The following is a 20,836-nucleotide window of genomic DNA, read 5'->3' on the forward strand; positions in this document are numbered from 1 at the left end:
GACGTTAGGCCCGGCTTCCGGGGAGGAGAAGCCGTCTGCCCGCGTCGGCGTAGACCACTGGAGATCTCGGCGCGGACGCTGCGAGGGCCGGCAGCGTCGCGGTGACCGTGAGCCCACCGCCGGAATTCGGGCTCGCGGCGACGGTGCCCCGGTGACTGTGGGCGATCGCACGGACGAGAGTGAGCCCCAGGCCGTGTCCGGTCGCGTGAACGCGATTGAGCTGCCGGTAGAACGGTTCGAACAGCCGCTCGGCCTCTTGGTCGGGCACCGGATCACCGGTGTTGGTGACGGTGACGACAGCGGTGTCCCCGCGGACCACGGTGGTGAGCCGTGCCGTCCCGCCCGGATGGTTGTGCCGAATGGCGTTGTGCAGCAGGTTGATCACCAGTTGGTGCAGCAGGTCCTTGTCCCCCTCGACCCGGACGGGCGCCAGATCGCTGTGCACGCCGATCCGGTGGTCGGCAGCTTCCGCACCCACTTGCGCCAGCGCGCCCGCCGCCACCTCGGCGAGGTCGACCGGCTCGACGTCCTCGAGACCGTGGTCGGCGCGGGAGAGCGTGAGCAGTGCTTCCACGGTCGCGATGCTGCGGTCGTTGGTCGCCAGGAGTTTCGGCGCCAGCGTGGCGAGATCGTGTTCGTCGGGGTGCGCGACGGCGACCTGCAGCAACGTGCGGATGGTCGCCAGCGGGGTGCGCAGCTCGTGCGAGGCGTTGGCGGCGAAGCGTTGCCGGGCTTCGAAACCAGCGAGCAACCGGTCGAGCATCGTGTCCAGGGTGTCGGCCAGTTCGGTGAACTCGTCCTGGCGTCCGTCGAGGTTGATGCGCTCGTGCAAGGTGTCGCTCGCGACGGTGCGCGCGGTACGGGCGATGCGGTGGATCGGGGCGAGGATCCGCCCGGCGATGATCCAGCCGATCAGGAACGACACCAGCGCCAGTCCGAGCAGCGCCACGGCGGAGGCCTCCGCCAGCACGGTCAGGATGTCTTCCTTGGTGGTGATCACGCCCAGCGGCAGCTCGCCGAGCCGGGTCGCCGGGGTCGCCTGCACCGGTCCGGCCGCGGTTTCCAGATCGTAGGTCGGGAGTTCACGCATCAAGAAGTACACGGTGGCCAGCAGGGCAACGCCGCAAACCAGCACGAGGCCGCCGTAGAGCAGGGTCAGCCGCAGCCGGATGGACAGTCGGCTGCGGCGCAGCACCGGGCGGACGCTCATGAGCCGGCGTCCAGGTAGTAGCCGACGCCGGTGGCGGTACGCAGGATCGGCGGGTCGCCGAGTTTGCGCCGCAGCGTCGACACGGTGATGCGGACCGCGTTGGTGAATGGGTCGGCGTGCACGTCCCATGCCTTCTCCAGCAGGTGCTCGGCGCTGAGCACCGCCCCGTCCGCGCGCAGCAGCAACTCCAGCACCGCGAACTCCTTACGCGCCAGCCTCAGCGGGCGAGCCCCGCGGTGCACCTCGCGGCGGGCCGGATCCAGCCGCAGATCGGCGTAGGTCAGCACCGGCGGATGCGCCGGGGTGGCGCGGCGGTGCAGCGCCCGCAGCCGCGCCACCAACTCCGGGAAGTCGAAGGGCTTGACCAGGTAGTCGTCCGAGCCAAGGTGCAGCCCCTCGACCTTGTCGGCCAGCCGTCCGGACGCAGTCAGCATGAGGATCCGGCAGTCCGTGCGGCTGGCCGCGACGTGCCGGCAGACGTCGTCGCCGTGCACCACAGGCAGGTCCCGGTCCAGCACCACCACGTCGTATTCGTTGACCGCCACGCAGTCCAGCGCGGTCGCGCCGTCGCCGGCGAGGTCGACCGCCATGCCCTCCCTGCGTAGACCGGACTGCAGCGCCTCGGCGAGGAAGGTCTCGTCCTCCACGACCAGCACCCGCATGCGCCCACCCTCTTCCTTCGCCGTGCGCCCGATGATCCACAACCGCACCTATGGAAACCGTATGGAGATCATCAGACAGTGCCGATAACCCGGCTCTGGCTGGATGAGACCAACCGCGGCACACCGCCCGGCCGCCCCACCGCGGGGCCCGTTCCGGAACACTAGGAGGAACCCATGTCCTACGTCCGCAAGGCCGCACTCGTCGTCAGTGGTCTCGCCATCATGTTCGGCACCGCCGGCACCGCGTTCGCCGCCGACGCCACGGACGGCACGCCGGGCACGCCGATCGTCTGCCAGCCGACTCACGAACTGCCCCCGGGCGCCCCGGGCGTTCCGGCGCAGCCGATCGAGACCCAGCCGACCCACGAGGTCCCGCCGGGCACCCCCTCGGTGCCCGCCCAGCCGATCTCCTGCCAGCCGGCCCACGAACTGCCCCCGGGCACACCTTCGGTGCCCGCCCAGCCGATCGGCCACGCCGAGTGACCAGCTGAGCCGACCGACTTACGCGAGTACCGGGGGCCATGAAGTCCCCTCGCCTCGCTAGGCAGACGGCCGTGGAGGCCTCTCCCAGTTCCCGGAGGAGGCCTTCACAGCTGTCAGGCCGGGGTGGCGGCGAGGTCTCGGTGGTACCGGTTGCAGGCGATGAGGTCTTCCAGCGCGTCCCGGGTGCGGGTCAGCTCGGCGATGTGCTCGGACAGCCGGTCCCGCTCCTGGACCATCCGCTCCAGTGCGGCGTCGGAATTCGCCGCGCTGGGTGCTTCGGTGCAGGGCAGCAGTTCGAGAATCGTCCGGCTGGACAGGCCGGCGGCGTAGAGCTGCTGGATCAACTCGACCCGCCCGACCTCGTGTTCGGTGTAGTGCCGTTGCCCGCCGGCGCTGCGGGTGCTGCTGAGCAGCTGCTGTTCCTCGTAGTAGCGCAGGGACCGGACGCTCACGCCGGTCCGGGCCGCCAGCTCACCGATGCGCATCCTCGTCCTCCCGGCGTACTCCCTCACATCCATGTGAGCTTAACCCAGGTCGGCAGGTCGCGCGAGGGGCGACCTGGCGAGGCCACTACTCCGCCGGACGCTCCTCGACTCGCGCCGAAACCTCGTCCAGCGCAGCGGTTTCCGCGGCGGTGAACTCCACCTCGGCGGAAGCCAGCAGCGCCGGCAGCTGTTCGGGCGTGCGCGCGCTCGCGATCGGGGCGCTCACCCCGGGGCGACCACGCAGCCACGCCAGCGCCGCGGTCGCCATCTCGACCTCGTGCGCGGACGCGACCTCCTCCAGGACGTCGAGCACGGCGAGTGCACTCTCGGAGAAGAACTGGGTGGCGAGGTACTCCCGGACGCCCTCGCCGAAGTCCTCCTTTTTGCGGTACTTACCGGTGAGGAACCCGCTGGCCAGACCGAAGTAGGGCACCACGGCGAGACCGGCCTCGGCGACCGCCGGTGCGACGTCGCGCTCGTAGGGCAGGCGCTTGACGAGGTTGTAATCCGGCTGCAGCACGGCGGGCAGTTCGTAGCCCTCGCGACGGGCGATCTCCAGCCATTCGCCGATCCGGGCGCCGGTGTAGTTCGACAGCGCGACCGTGCGAATCTTGCCGGCCTTGCGCAGCTGCTCGAACGCGCCGGCGGTGTCGGCGAGCGGAACCTTCTCGTCGTCGACGTGGGCGTAGTAGACGTCGATGTAGTCGGTGCCCAGCCGCTTGAGCGAGGCGTCCGCGGCGGCCGCCACGTTCTCCGGTGCCAGGCCCTCGAACTCCGGATGCAGGCCGACCTTGGTGCCGATCACCACTCGATCGCGGTTCTTCCGCGCGGCCAGCCACGAACCGATGATCGTCTCCGACTCACCACCGGAGTTCCCCGGCGCGAAGGCCGAGTAGTTGTCCGAGGTGTCGACGAAGTTGCCCCCGCCCTCGACGAACGCGTCGAGCACAGCGTGCGAGGCCGCCTCGTCACTGGTCCAGCCGAAGGTGTTCCCGCCGAGCGCCAGCGGGAAGACGTCGATACCGGTGTGGCCGAGCTGTGCCATTGATCCTGCCTCCACTGCGCGCATTGTTCCTTGATCCACAGATACCACATCCGTGGCGGCTTACGCGCAGAGCGAAAAGGGGCTCGGTGGACAGACCGGCCGAGCCCCCGGCGCTTCGGTGTCAGCCGGTGATGTGCAGCTCGTACTCGATGTGGCTGCCACCGGCCTCGATGTTCTTGCTGCAGTAGAAGTTGTGCAGTTTGCCCTGCTGGGCCAGCTTGTTCCCGTAGGACACGCACTGCTCGTAGGTGGTGAACTTTCGCCCCGAAGCACCGGCATGGCCGGCGGTGGAGAGGACGAGGGCCGCGGACGCGGCAGTGAGCAGGCCGACCGTACCGACCTTGCGCAGGACCTTCATGGACAACGCTCCTTGCTCGGGTAAGGCGAGAATTCGTGCGCTGGCGGTAAATCCGCCCGATGGCCCCGACACTTCCAGTACCGGACGAGAAGTGACAACCACACTTACCCGAACGGCCCGCGCTCGTGCCTGATCGTCACTTCTCGCCGAAAGTGGCCGCACCGCGGGAATTCCGGCGACGCTCAGCGACGCGGTTCCCAGCGGAAGAGCCGTGCGGCCAGGGCGAGCGAGACGACGATCCAGGCGGCGACCGGGCCGAACTGCGGCAGGGCCTGCGCCCAGGTCGCGGTGCCGTTCCAGGCGTCGACGACCAGTTCGGTGGCCGCCCCGCCGGGAAGCAGGCGTTTGAGCACGGCCAGCTGCTCGGTGCCGGTGATGCCCACCCAGACCGCCACGCCGATGGCGAGGGTGGTCACCGGAAGCGTGGTCACCTGGGCGTGTTCGGGCGAGTTCGTCACCCCGGCCGTCGCCAGGCCGAAGCCGAGCATCATGAGCACCGTGAGCAGCACGGCCACGACCAGCATCGGGACGTCGGCCGGCGCACCCACCACCACGCCGAGCACGATCAGGATCACCCCGACCTGGACCAGCGCGATGACGGCCAGCGGCAGCACCAGTCCGGAAAGGATGCTGCGGTCACTCACCGCGGTGGAACGCAGTCGTTTGAGGAAGAGGTTCTGCCGCCGCGAAGCCAGCGTGGTCACGACACTGGTGTAGAAGCCGATCGCCACCACCACGAACAGCATGGCCGCCGCGATGAATCCGATGCTTCCGATTTTTTCGAAAGTGCCGTGCTGGGCGATCAGATAAGCGCTGAACGCGAGCGGCAGGATGATGCTGGTGAGCAGGACCAGCCGATTGCGGAAAATCTGGAGCAGCTCACCGCGAGCGATGGCAAACATGGGAATTCCTGTTCTTGCCGAAATGGTCAGTCGTTGCCGATGGAGCGGAAGACGTCGTCGAGCCGGGTCGGGCCGGCCTGCAGGTCACGCAGGTCCACCGCGTGGTCCTGGGCCCAGCCGAGCAGCGTGTGCAGGTCCTTCTGCAGGCTGAAGGTCTCGATGAGGAACGTGCCCTCGGGCTCCCGCGTGGCCGGCAGCGGCAGCGGCAGCGCATCGGCGGGCAGCTGGAACCTGATGGTCGAGGGCAGGGTCCGGGTCAGCTCGGAAACCGTGCCCTCGCGGTGGAAACTGCCCTGGTGCATGAGCCCGATGCGGTCCGCGCGCTGCTGGGCCTCTTCGAGGTAGTGCGTCGTGAGCACGATCGTGGAGCCCTCGTCGCGCAACCGGTCGACCGAGTCCCAGAGGTGATCGCGGGACTGGATGTCCAGTCCGGTGGTGGGTTCGTCGAGGAAGACCAGCTCCGGCGTGCCGTACACCGCGGTGGCGAAGTCCAGCCGTCGTTTCTCTCCGCCGGAGAGCTGGGAGACCTTGGTGGTGGCCTTGCCGGCGAGGTCGACGACGCCGAGCACACGCTCGATCCGGTCGCTGCGGTGGGTGAGCCGCCCGATCAGCCGGACCGACTCCCCTACCGTGAGGTCCGGCGAGAATCCGCTCTCCTGCAACATGATTCCCATCCGCGGCCGGACCAGTGCGCGGTCGCGCGGGTCGTGCCCGAACACCCGGACCCGGCCCGAGGTGGCCGCCCGGTGGCCTTCGATGGTTTCCAGGGTGGAGGTCTTGCCCGCCCCGTTGGTGCCGAGCAGGGCGTAGAACTCGCCGCGCGCCACCTGGAAGGACAGGTCCTTCACCGCGTGGAAGTCGCCGTAGCTGAGGTTCAGACGTTCAACGTCGATGACTGGTGTCGAGGACATGGGGCAATTCCAGCGGTGTTCCGGAATGGTCACCAGTGCGACCACGTCATCGATCCGGAGTGACATTCCTGCCGGTGAAGACATGACGCAGTGTCACTGTCGGCGCGGGGGAAGCCCGTGGATGCTGGAGTGGCGACTGTCCTGTGCGCATGTGGAGGCCCCCGCTGTGAACACCCGACCCCTGCTGCTCGTGCTGTCCGTGGTCCTGGCCGGGTTCTTCGTGGTGTGCTTGGTTTTCCTCCTGCACGAGCTGCACGTGCCCTACCCCGCCGCGGTGGGCTCCTGGCTGGACGGGCACGACTGGCTGAAGTGGACGGCCGCGGCCGGCACCGTGCTCAGCGCGGTGAGCATCGCACCACTCACCATGCTCGTCGATCGCCGGTGACCGGGTTCGCCCCGCCACGTCAGGACGACGGGCTCCCGGCGCCACCAGCGGCCGCCATCGCCGTCCGGCGGGTGGGGTTTCCCAGTGCGCGGGCCAGGATTCCGCCCGCGATCATGACCAGTCCGATGGTCACCAGGCCCCACTGGGCGGAGCCGAACAGGCCGGACATCCAGCCCACCCAGTACGGGCCGAGGAAGCCGGAGACGTTGCCGATCGAGTTGATCACCCCGATCGCCGCGGCCGCCGCGGCGCCGGACACGAAGGTCGCGGGCATGGCCCAGAAGGCCGGGAACGACGCCATCACGCCGACCGCGCACGCGCACAGTCCCGCGTAGCCCAGCCACGGCGCGCCGGTCAGGAACGCCGTGACGACCAGCGCCAACCCGCCGAGCACCATGGGCAGCATCGTGTAGGTCGCCGACCTGCCCGAACGGTCGCAGGACCGGCCCCACCACACCATCGCCACCGCGCCGACCGCGTACGGCGCGGCAGTGAGCAGCGTGACGCTCAGGTTGTCCTTGATCAGCAGGCTGGACTTGATGATCTGCGGCATCCAGAAGCCGAGCCCGTACAGGCCGAAGGCGATGCCGAAGTAGACCAGGCCCAGCGCCAGGGTCCGGCCGTGCACCAGCGCGCGGCGCACCGGCATGGGGTTCGCCCGCTCGGTTTCGGCCTGCTCCCGCGCCAGCACGTCCTCGATCGCGCCGCGTTCGTCCGCGGTGAGCCACTTGGCCTTCGCCGGACGGTCCGGCAGCAGCCACAGCAGCGCGATCCCGAGCACGAACGCGGGCGCGCCCTCGATCAGGTACAGCCACCGCCAGCCGCTCAGCCCGGCCAGCCCCTCGAGTTTGAGCAGCAGCCCGCCCAGCGGTGCGCCGATCGCGGTGGACAGCGGCACCGCCACCATGAACAGGCCGGTCACCGTCGCGCGGCGCGCGGCCGGGAACCAGTAGGTCAGGTACAGGATCATTCCGGGGAAAAAGCCCGCCTCCGCCACCCCGAGCAGGAAGCGCAGCACGAAGAAGCTGACCTCGCCGGAGATCGTCGCGCCGCAGGCGGCCACCACTCCCCAGACGATCATGATCCGGGCCATCCACCGGCGGGCGCCCACCCGGTGCATGATCAGGTTGCTCGGCGCGTCGAGCAGCACGTAGCCGAGGAAGAGCACGCCGGCGCCGAAGCCGTACGCGGTCGCGGTCAGACCGAGTTCGGCGTTCATCGTCAACGCTGCCACGGCGAGGTTCGTGCGGTCGAGGTAGGCGACGAAGTAGCAGACCGCCATCAGCGGCACGAGCCGCCGCATGGCCTTGCGCACCGCCGTGGACGTCGGATCGATCATGGCCCCCTCCTCGGACATCCGGCGGGAAGGCGACGCTAGCAGAGCAGAGCGTAAATTGGTAGGACCAGTTTCCCGCCGCCGGATCGGGGAGGATGCTCCTGTGGGAACCAGCAACGAGCAGGTGTGGAGCACGACCGTGGACCACCTGCGCGCGCTCATCGACAGCGGCGAACTGCCGGCCGGCTCGCGGTTGCCCGCGGAACGCAAGCTGTGTGAGCAACTCGACGTGAGCCGCGGGTCGTTGCGCCAGGCGTTGCGGGTGCTGGACTCGATCGGTTACGTGTCCATCCGGCCGGGCTCGGGGACCTACGTGCGTGGCCACGACGATTCGGACCAGCCGCTGCGCAGCTGGTTCCGCGAACACGACCAGCTGGTGGACCGCCTGTTCGACCTGCGCAGGACGGTCGAGCCGACGCTCGCCGAGCGGCTGGCCGGCCGGCACACCGAGGCGGTGCTCGACACGTTGCGGGCGAACGTGGCGGAAATGGCCGCCGCGGCCGCCGAAGGCGACATGCTCCGGGTGATCGCCACGGACGCGGAATTCCACCGGGTGATCGCGGACAACGCGGGCAGCGACGACGTGGCCGCCCTGCTGCGTTCGGTGCTGTCCCTGGTCGGCGAGGAACGCCGGGCCGCACTGCGGCTGCCAGGGCAGATCACCAAGGCGGTCGAGGAGCACCGCGAAATCCTCGCCGCCGTCGGCCGGTCCGACGGCGCGCGTGCCCGCGAGCTCACGCTGAGCCACCTGCAGGAGGCGCAGGACCTGGTGCACCGCTACACCGGCACGGAAGCGTCCACTCCGGACTGAACTCAGTACAGGTTCTGCTGGTAGTCCAGTTCGAGACCGGCCTCCATCGCGTCCTCCGCGGCCTGGTCGCGCTCCGCTTCGCCCTGTGCGAGGTGGTCGCGCCAGATCACCGCCGGCTTGGGCAGCTCCGCGGGATCGACGTGCCCGCACGCGTCCCACAGCCGGGCTTCGCGCAGCGCCGGGTTGTGCGCGAGCCTCGCGTGCGAAACCTCGACCAGCAGGACCACCTTCGGGGTGCTCCTGCGCTCGGCCATCGACTCCCGCAGCGCGGGGTCGGTGCTGATCGTCGCGGTACCGCGCAGTTCCACCGTGCGTTCGTCGCCCGGGACGACCACGACCAGCGCCACCTCGGGGTCGTCCAGCACGTTGTGGAACGTGTCGGTACGCCGGTTGCCCGGCCGGTCGGCGATCGCCACCGTGGTCGGCCCGACCAACCGGACCAGCCCGGGCGGGTCGCCCTTCGGGCTCGCGTCGGCCAGCCCGGCACCGTCCCGGGAGGCGATCACCGCGAACGATGCGGCAGCCAGGAACGCGGCCGCGGCCGGTCCCACGGCCGGTCCTTCCTCTTCGACACCGACGGTTCCGGCTTCCCCGTCACCCGCCAAGTCACCGGAGGCCCACAGTCCCGAGCGGATCACCGCCTTGCCGCAGTGCAGGAAGGCCTCCTCGACCGCCAGGCCCTCGCGGTCCACCGTGCCGTTGACGCGCAACGTCTCGCGCCATCCGGGAACCAGCACCAGCAGCGAGGCGCCGGTCCCGGGCACTGCGTCCGCGGGCACCGGCAGCCGCAGCCGCGACGGGGTCTCCGGCGCCGCGAACCCCGCGGCACCGCCGACCAGCCCGGCCCGCATCCGTCCGCCGTTCGCCACGTATCCCAACGCAGCCACCGGAGCATGCGCGAGCAGGGCGACGCAGTGCGGGTCGAGCCGGGGAATGGACTTCATCATCACCGGCAGCGACCGGTTCCCGACGGTCTGTTCCAACTCGTCCACCGCGCGGATCGTCGCCATGAAATAAGGGTAACCTCACTTGCCGCGCAGCCGGAGGGAACCAGCCGGACGCGCACGCCAGCGCCGTGTCAGGACGGTGTCAGTCCGGTCGGTGATCGTGGCAGGAGCACCTGCCACGAGAGGACTCTCCATGACCAGCACGGTTCCTGTCCCGCACGGCCTGCCGACGGAGCGCGACGCCGGCCCCTTCGATCCGCCGCGCGACCTCACGCGGCTGCGCGAGTTCCGTCCGGTCAGCCCGCTGGTGTTCCCGGACGGGCACGAGGGCTGGCTCGTCACCGGGTACGAGGAGCTGCGGCAGCTGCTCGCCGACACCCGGTTCAGCTCCCGTCAGGACCTCGGTGTCCTGCACATTCCCTACGAAGCCCCCGGCATGCCGATGCCGACCGAACCGTCCCCGCAGGAGCCGGGGCTGTTCCTCAGCATGGACCCGCCGGACCACTCCCGGATGCGGCGCAAGCTCGCCGGCGCCTTCACGGTCCGGCGGATGAAGCAGCTCGAAGAGCGGATCATCGCCATCACCGAACGGCAGCTGGACCACCTCGCAGCGCTGACGCCGCCCGTCGACCTGGTCACGGAGTTCGCGCTGCCGGTGCCCTCCCTGGTGATCTGCGAACTGCTCGGCGTGCCCTACGCGGACCATCCGGGATTCCAGGCCGACTCCGCGAGGTTCCTGGAGAAAGACATCGCTCTCGACGACAAGCTGGCCGCGTACGGTTCGCTGCTCACCTATCTCACCGAACTCGTCACGCGCAAACGTGCCGAACCCGGCGACGACCTCCTGTCCGATCTGGCCCGCCACGAGGACCTGACCGTCGAGGAGCTGACCGGCGCCGCCTTCCTGCTGCTGCTCGCCGGGCACGAAACGACCGCCAACATGCTGTCGCTGGGCACTTTCGCGCTCCTGGAGCACCCCGCGCGGCTGGCCGAACTGCGCGCCGACCCGGAACTGCTGCCCAACGCCGTCGAAGAACTGATGCGCTACCTGTCCGTGGTCGACGTCAACTACCGTTACGCCACCGAGGATCTCGAACTCGGCGGGGAAACGATCGGCAAGGGCTCGACCGTCGTCATCTCCCTGCTGGCCGCCAACCGTGATCCCCGCCGGTTCGCCGATCCGGACACTCTCGACTTCCACCGCGCGGCCCGCGGCCACCTGTCCTTCGGGCACGGCGTGCACCAGTGCCTCGGCCAGCAGCTGGCCCGCATCGAGATGCGTGCCGGGTTCGGCGGGCTGCTGCGCCGGTTCCCGGCACTGCGGCTCGCCGTGCCCGCCCACGAGGTGAAGCTCCGCACCGACATGAACATCTACGGGGTACACGCACTGCCCGTCACCTGGCCGGAGTCCGCTGCCTAGACGAACTGGTCGCCCTCGGCCCGCAGTGTCCGGCGCAGGATCTTGCCGTTTCCGTTGCGGGGCAGGGCATCCAGCCACACCACGTCGTCCGGCACCTTGTAGAACGACAGCCGGTCACGGGCGAGGTCGAGCAGTTCGACGGTCAGCGCATCGGGGTTCGTCTCCTCGGCCGGGGTGGCCACCAGGTAGGCGCGCAGGCTGGTGAAGCCCGCCGGACGGCGCACCGCGCTGACGGCCGCCTCGAGCACCCGCGGATGGCTTTCCAGCAGCAGCTCCACCTCGCCCGGCACCACGTTCTGCCCGCCGATCACCTCGACGTCGTCGAGCCGGCCGTGGACGTGCACGACGGCGTTCTCGTCGATGGTGGCCAGATCGCCGGTCGGCCACCAGACGTCGTGCACCTGGTCCGGGCCGAGGCTGCCGCGGGCGACACCGCGCGAGGCCATCGGGACCCGGATGTGCAGGTGCCCGCTCTCCCCGGCGGGCAGCTCACGCTCTTGCTCGTCGAGGATCCGCAGCGGCCGCCCGTCGAACGCGGGCCCGATCGCCGACGGCGACGGGTGGTAGTCCGCCGGCCGGCCCACCGCGATACCGCCGATCTCGGTCGCGCCGTAGGCGTTGATCAGCCGCTCACCCAGGATCGGCACCAGCCGCTCACGCATCCGCGCGGACATGACCTCCCCGGCGCACATCACCTGCCGGAGCGGGCGCAGCACCTCCTCGTGCCCGGGCTCGAGCAGCAGCCGGGCCAGGAAACTCGGCTGGGAGAAGAACGTCGTCACGTGGTGGCGGCGCATCAGCTCGACCGCGACGGCCGGCGTGGCACGCGGGCGGGACAGCACCGAGGTCTGCCCGGTGTCCAGGCTGGCGAACAGGGACGAGGCCATTCCGCCGAGGAAGTACATTCGCGACACGGAAAACCCGACGGTGCCCGGACCAGGGAACTCGGAGGGACCACGGTGTCCGCCGAGATCGCGGTGGCGGAAGAAGCACAGCTTCGGCTTCCCCGTGGTACCGGAGGTGAACAGGCCCAGCGCGCTCGCGTCACCGCCGGGCGCGAACCCGGGTTCGGGATCGGCTTCGGCGAGCGTTGCGGCCGCGGTGGTCCGGATGTCCTCGGCCGTGTCGAGCCAGCCGGCGGTCTCCGGATCGGTCACCGCCAGCGCCGGTTCCGCGGTCTGCACGTCCCGTTCCAGGTCCGCACGGCTCATCTGGACGTTGACCGGCAGCGCGACCAGGCCTGCCTGCCACGCGCCGAGCAGGCACCAGACCATCTCCATGCTGTCGGGCAGGGCGAGCAGCACCCGGTCACCAGGCCGCAGACCGGCCGCCCGGTAGCCACCCGCGACCCGCGCCGCCCCGGCGAACACCTCGGCGAACGTCCAGTCCCGCGCATCGGCGACGAAGGCGACGTTGGCGTCCCACCCATGTGCGCGGACGTGCTCGGCCAGGCGCTCGGTCAGATTGTCAGGCATGGCTCAATAGGTACCGAGACGGCCGGTGCCGGCACAGCGCCGCGGGGAGGATCTTGTTCTTAAGGTAAGCAGCCTTGCCTCAACTGCCCCGCGCGCTGGCGCCGGGCCGGACGTCTCCGCTACGACCGCGCCCGCCGGAGCCGTTCGGCCGCCTGCTCCCGCAGCGCGGTGCCGCAGCGCGGTTCGTCGCCGTGCAGGGCTTCCCACCTGGCATTGTGGACGGCGGGCCACAGGCCGGCCGCCCACGCGATTTCCTTCTCCACAGCGGTGAACCGGCGACCGCGTGCGTCCTGATAGGACTCCAGGAACGCGGCGGAGCTGTCGATCGGCGCCAGCGTGGGCGGTCCGGCGCTGGCGAACGCGCCGGAAGCCGCCCCGGCCAGCGCGGCTTCCGGCTGCCAGGCCAGGCTGTCCCAGTCGTGCACCGTCCGGATCTGCCCGTCCTGCCAGCGGAGGTTCTGCGCCTCGAAGTCGCCGTGGCCGAGCACCCTCGGCAGCTCCGCCGCCAGCAGCCGCCGGCGGACGCGCGCGGCGGTGTCGACAACGTACGCGGGCACGGCGCTCTGCTCGCGTTCGTCGAGGAACGAGATCGACGGCCACAGCCCGGGACCGCCGTGGTCCCACCGCACCCAGCGCGGGCTCGGCAGCGGTGGCGGCGCGCTCACGCCGGCCAGCTCGGCCATCAGCCGGGCGAACACCCGCGCGTACCGCGTCGCCACGTCCGGCGAATCCCCGTCCAGCACGTCCCCGCCCGGCCGGTACTCCTCGGCGTGCACGGCCAGCGACCCGACCGTGCACACCGGCGTGCGCGGGCGGGCGCACGGGAAACCGCGGTCCGCCAGCACTTCCTGCACGGCGACGCAAGTGGCGGCCCGTCCGCCGTCGGCGCGGGCCTTCACCACGACCTCGGCGCCGTCGGCCAGCCGGAGGCCGAACACCGCGGAGACCTGCCACCGCTGGAAAAGCACCTCGCTGGGTGCGGCGCCCAGTCGGTGCCGGCACCAGGCAGGCAGCCAGTCCGGGATCACCCGCCGATGTATTCGGCCAGGTGTTGCCCGGTCAGCGTGGCGCGGGCGGCCACGAGGTCGGCCGGGGTGCCCTCGTAGACGACCCGTCCGCCGTCGTGCCCGGCGCCGGGGCCGAGGTCGACGATCCAGTCGGCGTGCGCCATCACCGCCTGGTGGTGCTCGATGACGAGGACCGAATGCCCGGAGTCGACCAGCCGGTCCAGCAGGCCGAGCAACTGCCGCACGTCGGCGAGGTGCAGGCCGGTGGTCGGCTCGTCCAGCACGTAGACCGAGCCCTTCTCGCCCATCCGGGTGGCCAGCTTGAGCCGCTGCCGTTCCCCGCCGGACAGCGTGGTCAGCGGCTGGCCGAGGGTCAGGTAGCCGAGCCCGACGTCGGCGAGCCGGTCGAGGATCTTGTGCGCGGCGGGCAGTTTCGCCTCGCCGGCGCCGAAGAAGTCCTCGGCCGCGGCGACCGACATCGCGAGCACCTCGCTGATGTCCTTGCCACCGAACCGGTATTCCAGCACCGAGGCCTGGAACCGCTTGCCCTCGCACTCCTCGCACACGGTCGCCACCCCGGCCATCATGCCCAGGTCGGTGTAGACCACCCCGGCGCCGTTGCAGGTGGGGCAGGCGCCCTCGGAGTTCGCGCTGAACAACGCCGGCTTCACGCCGTTGGCCTTGGCGAACGCCTTGCGAATCGGCTCGAGCAGTCCGGTGTAGGTGGCCGGATTGCTGCGCCGCGACCCGCGGATCGGGCTCTGGTCGACCGACACCACGCCCTCGCGCCCGGCCACCGAACCGGTGATCAGCGAACTCTTGCCCGAACCCGCGACCCCGGTCAGCACGCACAACACACCGAGCGGGAGGTCGACGTCGACCTCGCGCAGGTTGTGCTCGGTCGCGCCCCGGATTTCCAGCGTCCCGGTGGCCGAGCGCACCGACTCCTTGAGCGAGGCCCGGTCGTCGAAGTGCCGCCCGGTGACGGTGTCGCCGGCCCGCAGCCCGGCCACCGTGCCCTCGAAGCACACCGAACCACCCTCGGAACCGGCGCCGGGGCCGAGGTCCACGACGTGGTCGGCGATCGCGATGGTCTCCGGCTTGTGCTCCACCACGAGCACAGTGTTTCCCTTGTCCCGCAAGCGCAGCAGCAGCTCGTTCATCCGCCGGATGTCGTGCGGGTGCAGGCCGATCGTCGGCTCGTCGAACACGTAGGTGACGTCGGTCAGCGACGAGCCGAGGTGCCGGATCATCTTGGTGCGCTGGGCTTCCCCGCCGGACAGCGTGCCCGCCGGACGGTCGAGGCTCAGGTAACCGAGCCCGATCTCGACGAACGAGTCGAGCGTGTGCACCAGGTTCGCCAGCAGCGGCGCGACCGAGGGTTCCTTGAGCTTGCGCACCCATTCGGCCAGGTCGCTGATCTGCATCGCGCAGGCGTCGGCGATGTTGACCTTTCCGATCTTCGACGAGCGCGCCAGCTCGCTCAGCCGGGTGCCGTCGCAGTCCGGGCAGACGCTGAACGTGACCGCGCGCTCCACGAACGCCCGGATGTGCGGCTGCAGGGCATCGACGTCCTTGGACAGCATCGATTTCTGGATCCGCGGGACGATGCCCTCGTAGGTCAGGTTGATGCCGTCGACCTTGATCTTGGTCGGTTCCTTGTACAGCAGGTCGTTCAGCTGCTTCTTGGAGTACTTGGCGATCGGCTTGTCCGGGTCGAAGAAGCCGGAACCCTTGAAGATCCGGCCGAACCAGCCGTCCATGCTGTAGCCGGGGATGGTGAAGGGATTCTCGTTGAGCGAGAGTTTCTCGTCGTAGAGCTGGGTCAGGTCGATGTCGTTGACCGCGCCGCGGCCCTCACAGCGCGGGCACATCCCGCCGGTCACGCTGAAGCTGCGGCGTTCCTTCACCTGCCGCCCGGCCTTCTCCACGGTGACCGCGCCCGCCCCGCTGACCGAGGCGACGTTGAAGGAGAACGCCATCTGCGAACCGATGTGCGGCTTGCCGAGCCGGCTGAACAGGATGCGCAGCATGGCGTTGGCGTCGGTGGCGGTGCCGACCGTGGAGCGCGGGTCGGAGCCCATCCGCTGCTGGTCGACGATGATCGCGGTGGTCAGCCCGTCGAGCACGTCCACCTCGGGGCGGGCCAGGTTCGGCATGAACCCCTGCACGAACGCGCTGTAGGTCTCGTTGATCAGCCGCTGCGACTCCGCGGCGACCGTGCCGAACACGAGCGAGCTCTTGCCCGAGCCGGAGACGCCGGTGAACACCGTGAGCCGCCGCTTCGGGATCTCGACGCTGACGTCCTTGAGGTTGTTCACGCGCGCACCGAGCACGCGGATCAGGTCATGGCTGTCGGCGGCGTGCGGTTCCGAGGTCTGCGCATCCTTCTTGCGGGCGGTGGTCATGGCGGCTCCTTCGGCTCGGGCAGGCAGGTCAGCGGGTTTCCTGGATGCGCAGCAGATTGCCCGCCGGGTCGCGGAACGCGCAGTCGCGGACGCCGTAGGGCTGCTCGGTCGGCTCCTGGACGACCTCGGCGGCACCGGCCTGCAGCCGTTCGAACGCACCGTCGAGGTCCTTGGTCGCCAGCAGCAGCGTGCCGTAGGTGCCCTTGGCCATCATCTCGGTGATGGTGGCGCGTTCCTCGTCGGTGATGCCGGGCGTGGCCTCCGGCGGGAACAGCACGATGGAGGTCTCCGGCTGACCGGGCGGGCCGACGGTGATCCAGTGCAGTCCGTTGTAGCCGACGTCCTTGCGGATTTCGAAGCCGAGGGTGTCGCGATAGAACGCGGTCGCGGCCTCGGGGTCGTTCTGCGGGAGGAAGCTCGAAGCAATCGTGATGTCCATGGCGAGCACGCTATGCGCGGCCCGGCAGCGGCGCTTCTCGATTCCTGATCGGTCTGGTGACCTGCTTGGCGACGCAGGCCGGCATGCCCTCGGTCGCCTGCGCCTGCTCCCGCCGGTAGACGCTCGGCGGCACGCCGACGAGTTCGGTGAACCGGGTGCTGAAGGTGCCCAGCGACGAGCAACCGACCGCGAAACAGACCTCGGTGACGCTCAGCTCGCTCGCCCGCAGCAACGCCATCGCGCGCTCGATGCGACGGGTCATCAAGTACGAATACGGTGACTCTCCGTAGGCCAGCCGGAACTGCCGGCTGAGATGCCCCGCCGACAGGTGCACGCCCCGGGCCAGCGATTCGACGTCGAGCGGCTGGGCGTACTCCCGATCGATCCGGTCGCGGACGCGACGCAGCCGGGCGAGGTCGCTGAGCCGGGCATCGGCGGCCGAAGCACTGGTCACCCGGGTAAGCGTGCCACGATCGGACCCGCTGTCCCAAGCCGGAAATTTTCTCCCCGCGGTCACAGGTCGAGGACGAGGTCCGAACCGGGCCGCGCGCAGCAGACGAGCGTGCTGCCCGCCGGCGCGGGTTCCAGCGGCTCGGGCCGGTTGCGGACAGTGCCGGACAGCACCGGTGTCACGCAGGTGTGGCAGACGCCGGAGCGGCAGGCCCAGCGGGTCGGGACGGCACAGGCTTCGGCCAGTTCGAGGACCGATCCGTAACGCTCGCTCCACGGCACGGTGAGGCCGCTGCGGGCGAACGTGATCTCCGGCCCGTCGCCCGCCGGGCCCGGCGGCTGGTGTGGTGGGTTGTGCACGACCTCCGCGATTCCCGGGTTGATCGCCGGACGAGTGCCGAAAAGCTCGCTGTGGATGCGGTCGTCGGCCAGGCCCAGCCCGGCCAGCGCGGCCCGCATTTCGGTCATGAACCCGTCGGGGCCGCACAGGTAGGCCGTCGCGGTGCTGGGAAGACCGAGCGTGGCGAGGGTTTCCCGGGTGAGCCGGCACGGGTGCGCCGGTGGTTCGGGCGCGGTGTGGAAGAGGTACTCACGGCCGTTTTCCAGCTTGGCCAGCAGCGCGCGGACCTCCGCGGCGAAGGCGTGTTCGGCGGCGGAACGGGCGGTGTGCACCCAGTGGACCTCGCGCTTGCTGCCCGAGGCCACGAGCGCGCGCAGCATGGCGAGCACCGACGTCACGCCGACGCCGGCGGAAAGCAGGACCACGGGTGTCGATTCAGCCTCCGCCAGCACGAACTCACCCCGCGGCGCCGCGACGTCGAGGGTGCTCCCGACCGCTACCTCGGTGTGCAGATAGGTGCTCACGACACCATCGCGCTTCACGCTGATCCGGTACTCCCGCTCGGACGCCGCGGACAGCGAGTAGTTCCGCACCCCGACCGGTACGCGCACCGTGAGGTACTGGCCCGGCTCCGGACGTGGCAACGGATCGTCCTCGGGGGCGGCCAGATGCAGTGACGTGACCGTGGTGCTCTCCGGCGCGATCCGGGTGACCCGCAGCGGCCGGAATCCGGTCCAGCCTTCGGATTTCCCGGCTTCTGCCGGCGTATCGAGCAGATCGCGGAACGATGCGCGCCACCCCGGGCTGAGCGCGGGCAGCTCCGCCGCCTCACGCAGCCGCTCGGGATCCCGGTCGGGCAGGTAGAGCAACGCGTCGATTTCGGTGACGCTCATCCGGCCGGTGTGCGTCCGCACGATCTCGTCACCTGCCCGCACCCGGCCCTCGGTGAGCACCCGCAGGTAGAAGCCCGGCCGGCGGTGCGAGACCAGCAGTGCGGGCAGCTCCGGCTCGCCGATGCGCAGACCGACCCGGAAGCAGGTCACCCGCGGCTGGGTGACCTCGAACTCGGCCTCGCCGATCCGGTAGCGGTCGCCGATGCGCACCTCGTCGTCACTCGGCCCGTCGACGGTGAAGTTCTCGCCGAACTGGCCATACTCCAGGTCATCGCGGCCGAGGTGGGTACGCCAGTGCTCGTAGGATTCGCGCTGGTAGACCAGCACGGCGCGGATCTCGCCGCCGTGTCCGGCGCGGTCACCCTGCCCGTCGCCGCCGACGTTGAGCCTGCGGACCATCCGCGATCCCTCGACGGGGTACTTGAAAATCCCGGTGTGCACGGTCCGGCCCTGCCAGGACACGTCCTTCGGCATTCCGACGTTCGGCGACAGCAGGCGGGGCATCGGCTCTCCTCGGTCAGTCCGCCGAAGCGGTACGGGTGCGCTGGTAGTGCCGACGGGCCTTCATCCGGTTGCCGCAGACGGCCATGGAGCACCAGCGCGCTCGGTTGGGTTTGCTGTGGTCAATGAGGAACAGCCGGCATTCCTCGTTGGCGCACGGACGCAAGCGGCCGGGGCTGGACACACGAAGCGCGTCCCAGGCGAGTGCCGCACGCGCCGCCGCACTCCGCCCCTCCGGCAGGTCGAGCGACCACTCGACGCCCTCCCCCTCCAGTGCGGCGGTGTAGCGGACGCCGGCGACGAAAGGCTTGAGCCGTAGCGGTTTCCCCTGTCCTCGCACGATTTCCTGGAGGACCGAGCGGACGTCGAGCAACGCGTGCCACTCGCGGTCGCCGGCCGGCTGCCCGTGCTCGGCGAGCCAGCGGTGACCCGCCGCCGCATCGGCCAGGTCGTCACGCGGCTGCCCGTCCACGACGGGGGTGCTGTTCAGCAGATCGAGCAGCAGTACTTCGTCCGTCATCTCTCTAACCTCTAATTCGGTGTTGACAGGTTACAGTCTAGCGTGCTTCAGTCTAACTATCAAATTCGATTTAAGGGGTTAGAAATGACCACGGTCCACCACCGGTACGCCACCGTCGACGGAAAGCAGCTCTTCTACCGCGAGGCAGGGCCCGCCGACGCCCCGGTGCTCGTGCTGCTGCACGGGTTCCCGACGAGTTCGTTCATGTTCCGCACGCTGATCCCCGAACTGGCCGCGGACTACCACGTGATCGCCCCGGACCACCTCGGATTCGGCTACTCCGACGCACCGTACGCCGCGGAGTTCGACTACACCTTCGACGCCCTGACCGAGCTGAGCGCCGGGCTGCTGCGCGAGCTGGGGGTGTCCCGGTACGCGATCTACGTGCAGGACTACGGCGCGCCGATCGGCTGGCGGCTGGCGCTGGCCGATCCGTCCGCGATCACCGCGATCATCACCCAGAACGGCAACGCCTACGACGCGGGTTTCGTCCCGTCCTTCTGGCAGGGCGTGTGGGACTACCAGCGGGAACAGAACCCGGAGACCGAGGCCGGCATCCGCGGCGCGCTGTCGCTGGAGATGACGAAATGGCAGTACGTCACGGGTGTGCCCGACGAAAGCGTGGTCAGCCCGGACACCTGGCAGCACGACTTCGCCCTGCTCTCCCGCCCCGGCAACGACGCCGTGCAGCTCGCGCTCTTCCTCGATTACGCGACCAACTCGCCGATGTACCCGGCGCTGCACGCCTACCTGCGCGAGCACCGTCCGCCGGTGCTCGCGGTGTGGGGTGAGAACGACCCGATCTTCGGTCCGGACGGCGCGCGGGCGTTCGCCGGCGACGTGCCGGACGCCGAGATCCACCTCCTCGACGGCGGCCACTTCCTGCTGGAAAGCGCCGGCGCCGAGGTGACCGCACTGATCCGCGACTTCCTCGGCCGCCGGGTCTTGAAGCCAACCGTCTCGAAGTAGGAAGAGGAGCACCGTCATGGGTTTGAGCCGGCAACAAGGACCGCTGGGGAACAAGGCCGTGGGTCAGTTTCTGACCGCGCAACCGCTTCGGCGAACGGATTCCGTTCGCCGAACCGCTGCGCCGCCGGATGCGCGTGAAGCTCGGCGGGCAGTGGGTGGCTGACAGCGAGGACGTCGTGCTGCTGCACGAACCGGGCCGCTACCCGGTCGCCTACTTCCCGGTCGCCGACGTGGCCGAAGGCGTTCTGCAGCCGGAGGGCCGGAGCACCAACCACCGCGAATTCGGTGCCACCGCGTGGTTCACCGTGCGAAGCGGAGGGCAGGAAGCACCACGCGCGGCGTGGCAGTACACCGGGCTCCCGGCGTACGCGGACGTCCTGCGGGACCGGGTCGCTTTCGCCTGGCGCGCCATGGAGGCCTTCTACGAGGAGGACGAACGCATCGTCGGGCACGCGGCCGACCAGTACCACCGCATCGACATCCGCCGGACGTCGCGGCACCTCGTCGTCCGCGACGGCGACCGGCTCATCGCCGAGACCCACCGGCCGTTCGTGCTCTACGAGTCCGGCTTCGCGCCCCGGTGGTACCTCCCGCGCGAGGACATCGACGAGACCGCGCTGAAGCCGGTCGAAGGTCAGACTTTCTGCCCGTACAAGGGATTGGCCGACTACTACGACATCGGTGAGCACCCGCGTGCGGCGTGGGTCTACGCCGAGGCGTGGCCCGAGGTCGACGCGGTCGCGGACTGGGTTTCCTTCGAACCGGACCACGTCGAGGTGACCCTGGACGGGTGCCGCCTCACCCTCGAACCCGGCCAGACGGTGGTGGCGCACGGCATCGACCGCGGCCTCGACCCCGAAGAACTTCGCACCCGCTGAG

The 20,836-nt window shown here is 70.0% G+C and carries 22 protein-coding genes; 6 read left to right on the forward strand and 16 right to left on the reverse strand.

Features of this window, described 5'->3' with window-relative positions:
* Nucleotides 1–4: 4 nt before the first annotated feature.
* Nucleotides 5–1,210: a sensor histidine kinase gene (locus BJY18_RS21250; protein ID WP_184781622.1), complete on the reverse strand. Its 1,206-nt coding sequence runs from the start codon at nucleotides 1,208–1,210 to the stop codon at nucleotides 5–7.
* Nucleotides 1,207–1,872: a response regulator transcription factor gene (locus tag BJY18_RS21255; protein WP_184784753.1), complete on the reverse strand. Its 666-nt coding sequence runs from the start codon at nucleotides 1,870–1,872 to the stop codon at nucleotides 1,207–1,209. The genes BJY18_RS21250 and BJY18_RS21255 overlap by 4 nt, the downstream gene beginning before the upstream one ends.
* A gap of 174 nt (nucleotides 1,873–2,046) precedes the next feature.
* On the opposite strand from BJY18_RS21255, the gene BJY18_RS21260 reads away from it, so the two are divergent.
* Nucleotides 2,047–2,355, forward strand: coding sequence for a hypothetical protein (locus tag BJY18_RS21260; protein WP_184781623.1), 309 nt, complete (start codon nucleotides 2,047–2,049; stop codon nucleotides 2,353–2,355).
* A gap of 113 nt (nucleotides 2,356–2,468) precedes the next feature.
* Here BJY18_RS21260 and BJY18_RS21265 read toward each other — a convergent pair whose 3' ends face one another.
* From BJY18_RS21265 to BJY18_RS21285, 5 genes are all read right to left on the reverse strand, one after another.
* Nucleotides 2,469–2,840, reverse strand: a complete 372-nt coding sequence (locus tag BJY18_RS21265; RefSeq protein ID WP_184781624.1) for a MerR family transcriptional regulator — start codon at nucleotides 2,838–2,840, stop codon at nucleotides 2,469–2,471.
* Nucleotides 2,841–2,925: 85 nt separating this feature from the next.
* Nucleotides 2,926–3,885: an aldo/keto reductase gene (locus BJY18_RS21270; protein ID WP_184781625.1), complete on the reverse strand. Its 960-nt coding sequence runs from the start codon at nucleotides 3,883–3,885 to the stop codon at nucleotides 2,926–2,928.
* Between the two features lie 121 nt (nucleotides 3,886–4,006).
* Nucleotides 4,007–4,243: a hypothetical protein gene (locus BJY18_RS21275; RefSeq protein WP_184781626.1), complete on the reverse strand. Its 237-nt coding sequence runs from the start codon at nucleotides 4,241–4,243 to the stop codon at nucleotides 4,007–4,009.
* 182 nt (nucleotides 4,244–4,425) lie between these two features.
* Nucleotides 4,426–5,145 carry an ABC transporter permease gene (locus BJY18_RS21280; protein ID WP_184781627.1) on the reverse strand — a complete coding sequence of 240 codons (720 nt, stop codon included), beginning with the start codon at nucleotides 5,143–5,145 and terminating at the stop codon, nucleotides 4,426–4,428.
* A 26-nt stretch (nucleotides 5,146–5,171) separates the two neighbouring features.
* Nucleotides 5,172–6,056: an ABC transporter ATP-binding protein gene (locus BJY18_RS21285; protein ID WP_184781628.1), complete on the reverse strand. Its 885-nt coding sequence runs from the start codon at nucleotides 6,054–6,056 to the stop codon at nucleotides 5,172–5,174.
* Nucleotides 6,057–6,222: 166 nt separating this feature from the next.
* On the opposite strand from BJY18_RS21285, the gene BJY18_RS21290 reads away from it, so the two are divergent.
* A complete protein-coding gene (locus BJY18_RS21290; protein ID WP_184781629.1) occupies nucleotides 6,223–6,441 on the forward strand; it encodes a hypothetical protein in 219 nt (72 codons plus the stop codon).
* A gap of 19 nt (nucleotides 6,442–6,460) precedes the next feature.
* On the opposite strand, the gene BJY18_RS21295 is transcribed toward BJY18_RS21290, so the two are convergent.
* Nucleotides 6,461–7,780, reverse strand: a complete 1,320-nt coding sequence (locus tag BJY18_RS21295; protein WP_184781630.1) for an MFS transporter — start codon at nucleotides 7,778–7,780, stop codon at nucleotides 6,461–6,463.
* Between the two features lie 100 nt (nucleotides 7,781–7,880).
* Here BJY18_RS21295 and BJY18_RS21300 point away from each other — a divergent pair, with 100 nt between their 5' ends.
* On the forward strand, nucleotides 7,881–8,588 hold the full coding sequence (locus BJY18_RS21300; RefSeq protein ID WP_312873913.1) for a FadR/GntR family transcriptional regulator: 708 nt from the start codon (nucleotides 7,881–7,883) through the stop codon (nucleotides 8,586–8,588).
* Between the two features lie 2 nt (nucleotides 8,589–8,590).
* Here the strand turns inward: BJY18_RS21300 and BJY18_RS21305 are convergent, their stop codons facing one another.
* Nucleotides 8,591–9,598, reverse strand: coding sequence for a pyridoxamine 5'-phosphate oxidase family protein (locus tag BJY18_RS21305; RefSeq protein ID WP_184781631.1), 1,008 nt, complete (start codon nucleotides 9,596–9,598; stop codon nucleotides 8,591–8,593).
* 130 nt (nucleotides 9,599–9,728) lie between these two features.
* Between BJY18_RS21305 and BJY18_RS21310 the strand changes: the two genes are divergently transcribed.
* Entirely contained in the window at nucleotides 9,729–10,955 is a 1,227-nt protein-coding gene (locus BJY18_RS21310; RefSeq protein WP_184781632.1) for a cytochrome P450, read from the forward strand.
* Here the strand turns inward: BJY18_RS21310 and BJY18_RS21315 are convergent.
* The 7 genes from BJY18_RS21315 to BJY18_RS21345 form a co-directional block, all read right to left on the reverse strand.
* Entirely contained in the window at nucleotides 10,952–12,430 is a 1,479-nt protein-coding gene (locus BJY18_RS21315; RefSeq protein WP_184781633.1) for a class I adenylate-forming enzyme family protein, read from the reverse strand. The two genes, BJY18_RS21310 and BJY18_RS21315, sit on opposite strands and share 4 nt — an antisense overlap.
* A 119-nt stretch (nucleotides 12,431–12,549) precedes the next feature.
* Nucleotides 12,550–13,458 carry a phosphotransferase gene (locus BJY18_RS21320; RefSeq protein ID WP_312873914.1) on the reverse strand — a complete coding sequence of 303 codons (909 nt, stop codon included), beginning with the start codon at nucleotides 13,456–13,458 and terminating at the stop codon, nucleotides 12,550–12,552.
* On the reverse strand, nucleotides 13,455–15,845 hold the full coding sequence (locus BJY18_RS21325) for an ATP-binding cassette domain-containing protein (protein WP_184781634.1): 2,391 nt from the start codon (nucleotides 15,843–15,845) through the stop codon (nucleotides 13,455–13,457). Before BJY18_RS21325 ends, BJY18_RS21320 begins: the two co-directional genes overlap by 4 nt.
* Before the next feature lie 28 nt (nucleotides 15,846–15,873).
* Complete coding sequence (locus BJY18_RS21330; protein ID WP_184781635.1) at nucleotides 15,874–16,284, reverse strand: VOC family protein; 411 nt, start codon at nucleotides 16,282–16,284, stop codon at nucleotides 15,874–15,876.
* A gap of 10 nt (nucleotides 16,285–16,294) precedes the next feature.
* On the reverse strand, nucleotides 16,295–16,738 hold the full coding sequence (locus BJY18_RS21335) for a helix-turn-helix transcriptional regulator (RefSeq protein WP_184781636.1): 444 nt from the start codon (nucleotides 16,736–16,738) through the stop codon (nucleotides 16,295–16,297).
* A gap of 59 nt (nucleotides 16,739–16,797) precedes the next feature.
* On the reverse strand, nucleotides 16,798–18,471 hold the full coding sequence (locus tag BJY18_RS21340) for an MOSC domain-containing protein (RefSeq protein WP_184781637.1): 1,674 nt from the start codon (nucleotides 18,469–18,471) through the stop codon (nucleotides 16,798–16,800).
* Between the two features lie 13 nt (nucleotides 18,472–18,484).
* Complete coding sequence (locus tag BJY18_RS21345; protein WP_184781638.1) at nucleotides 18,485–18,988, reverse strand: CGNR zinc finger domain-containing protein; 504 nt, start codon at nucleotides 18,986–18,988, stop codon at nucleotides 18,485–18,487.
* Between the two features lie 84 nt (nucleotides 18,989–19,072).
* On the opposite strand from BJY18_RS21345, the gene BJY18_RS21350 reads away from it, so the two are divergent.
* Together BJY18_RS21350 and BJY18_RS21355 are read left to right on the forward strand one after the other, a co-directional pair.
* On the forward strand, nucleotides 19,073–19,957 hold the full coding sequence (locus BJY18_RS21350; protein WP_184781639.1) for an alpha/beta fold hydrolase: 885 nt from the start codon (nucleotides 19,073–19,075) through the stop codon (nucleotides 19,955–19,957).
* A 128-nt stretch (nucleotides 19,958–20,085) separates the two neighbouring features.
* Nucleotides 20,086–20,835, forward strand: a complete 750-nt coding sequence (locus BJY18_RS21355; protein ID WP_221457889.1) for a DUF427 domain-containing protein — start codon at nucleotides 20,086–20,088, stop codon at nucleotides 20,833–20,835.
* The last annotated feature ends 1 nt before the right edge of the window (nucleotide 20,836 follow it).

The sequence above is a fragment of the Amycolatopsis jiangsuensis genome (assembly GCF_014204865.1).
Classification (GTDB): Bacteria; Actinomycetota; Actinomycetes; order Mycobacteriales; family Pseudonocardiaceae; genus Amycolatopsis; species Amycolatopsis jiangsuensis.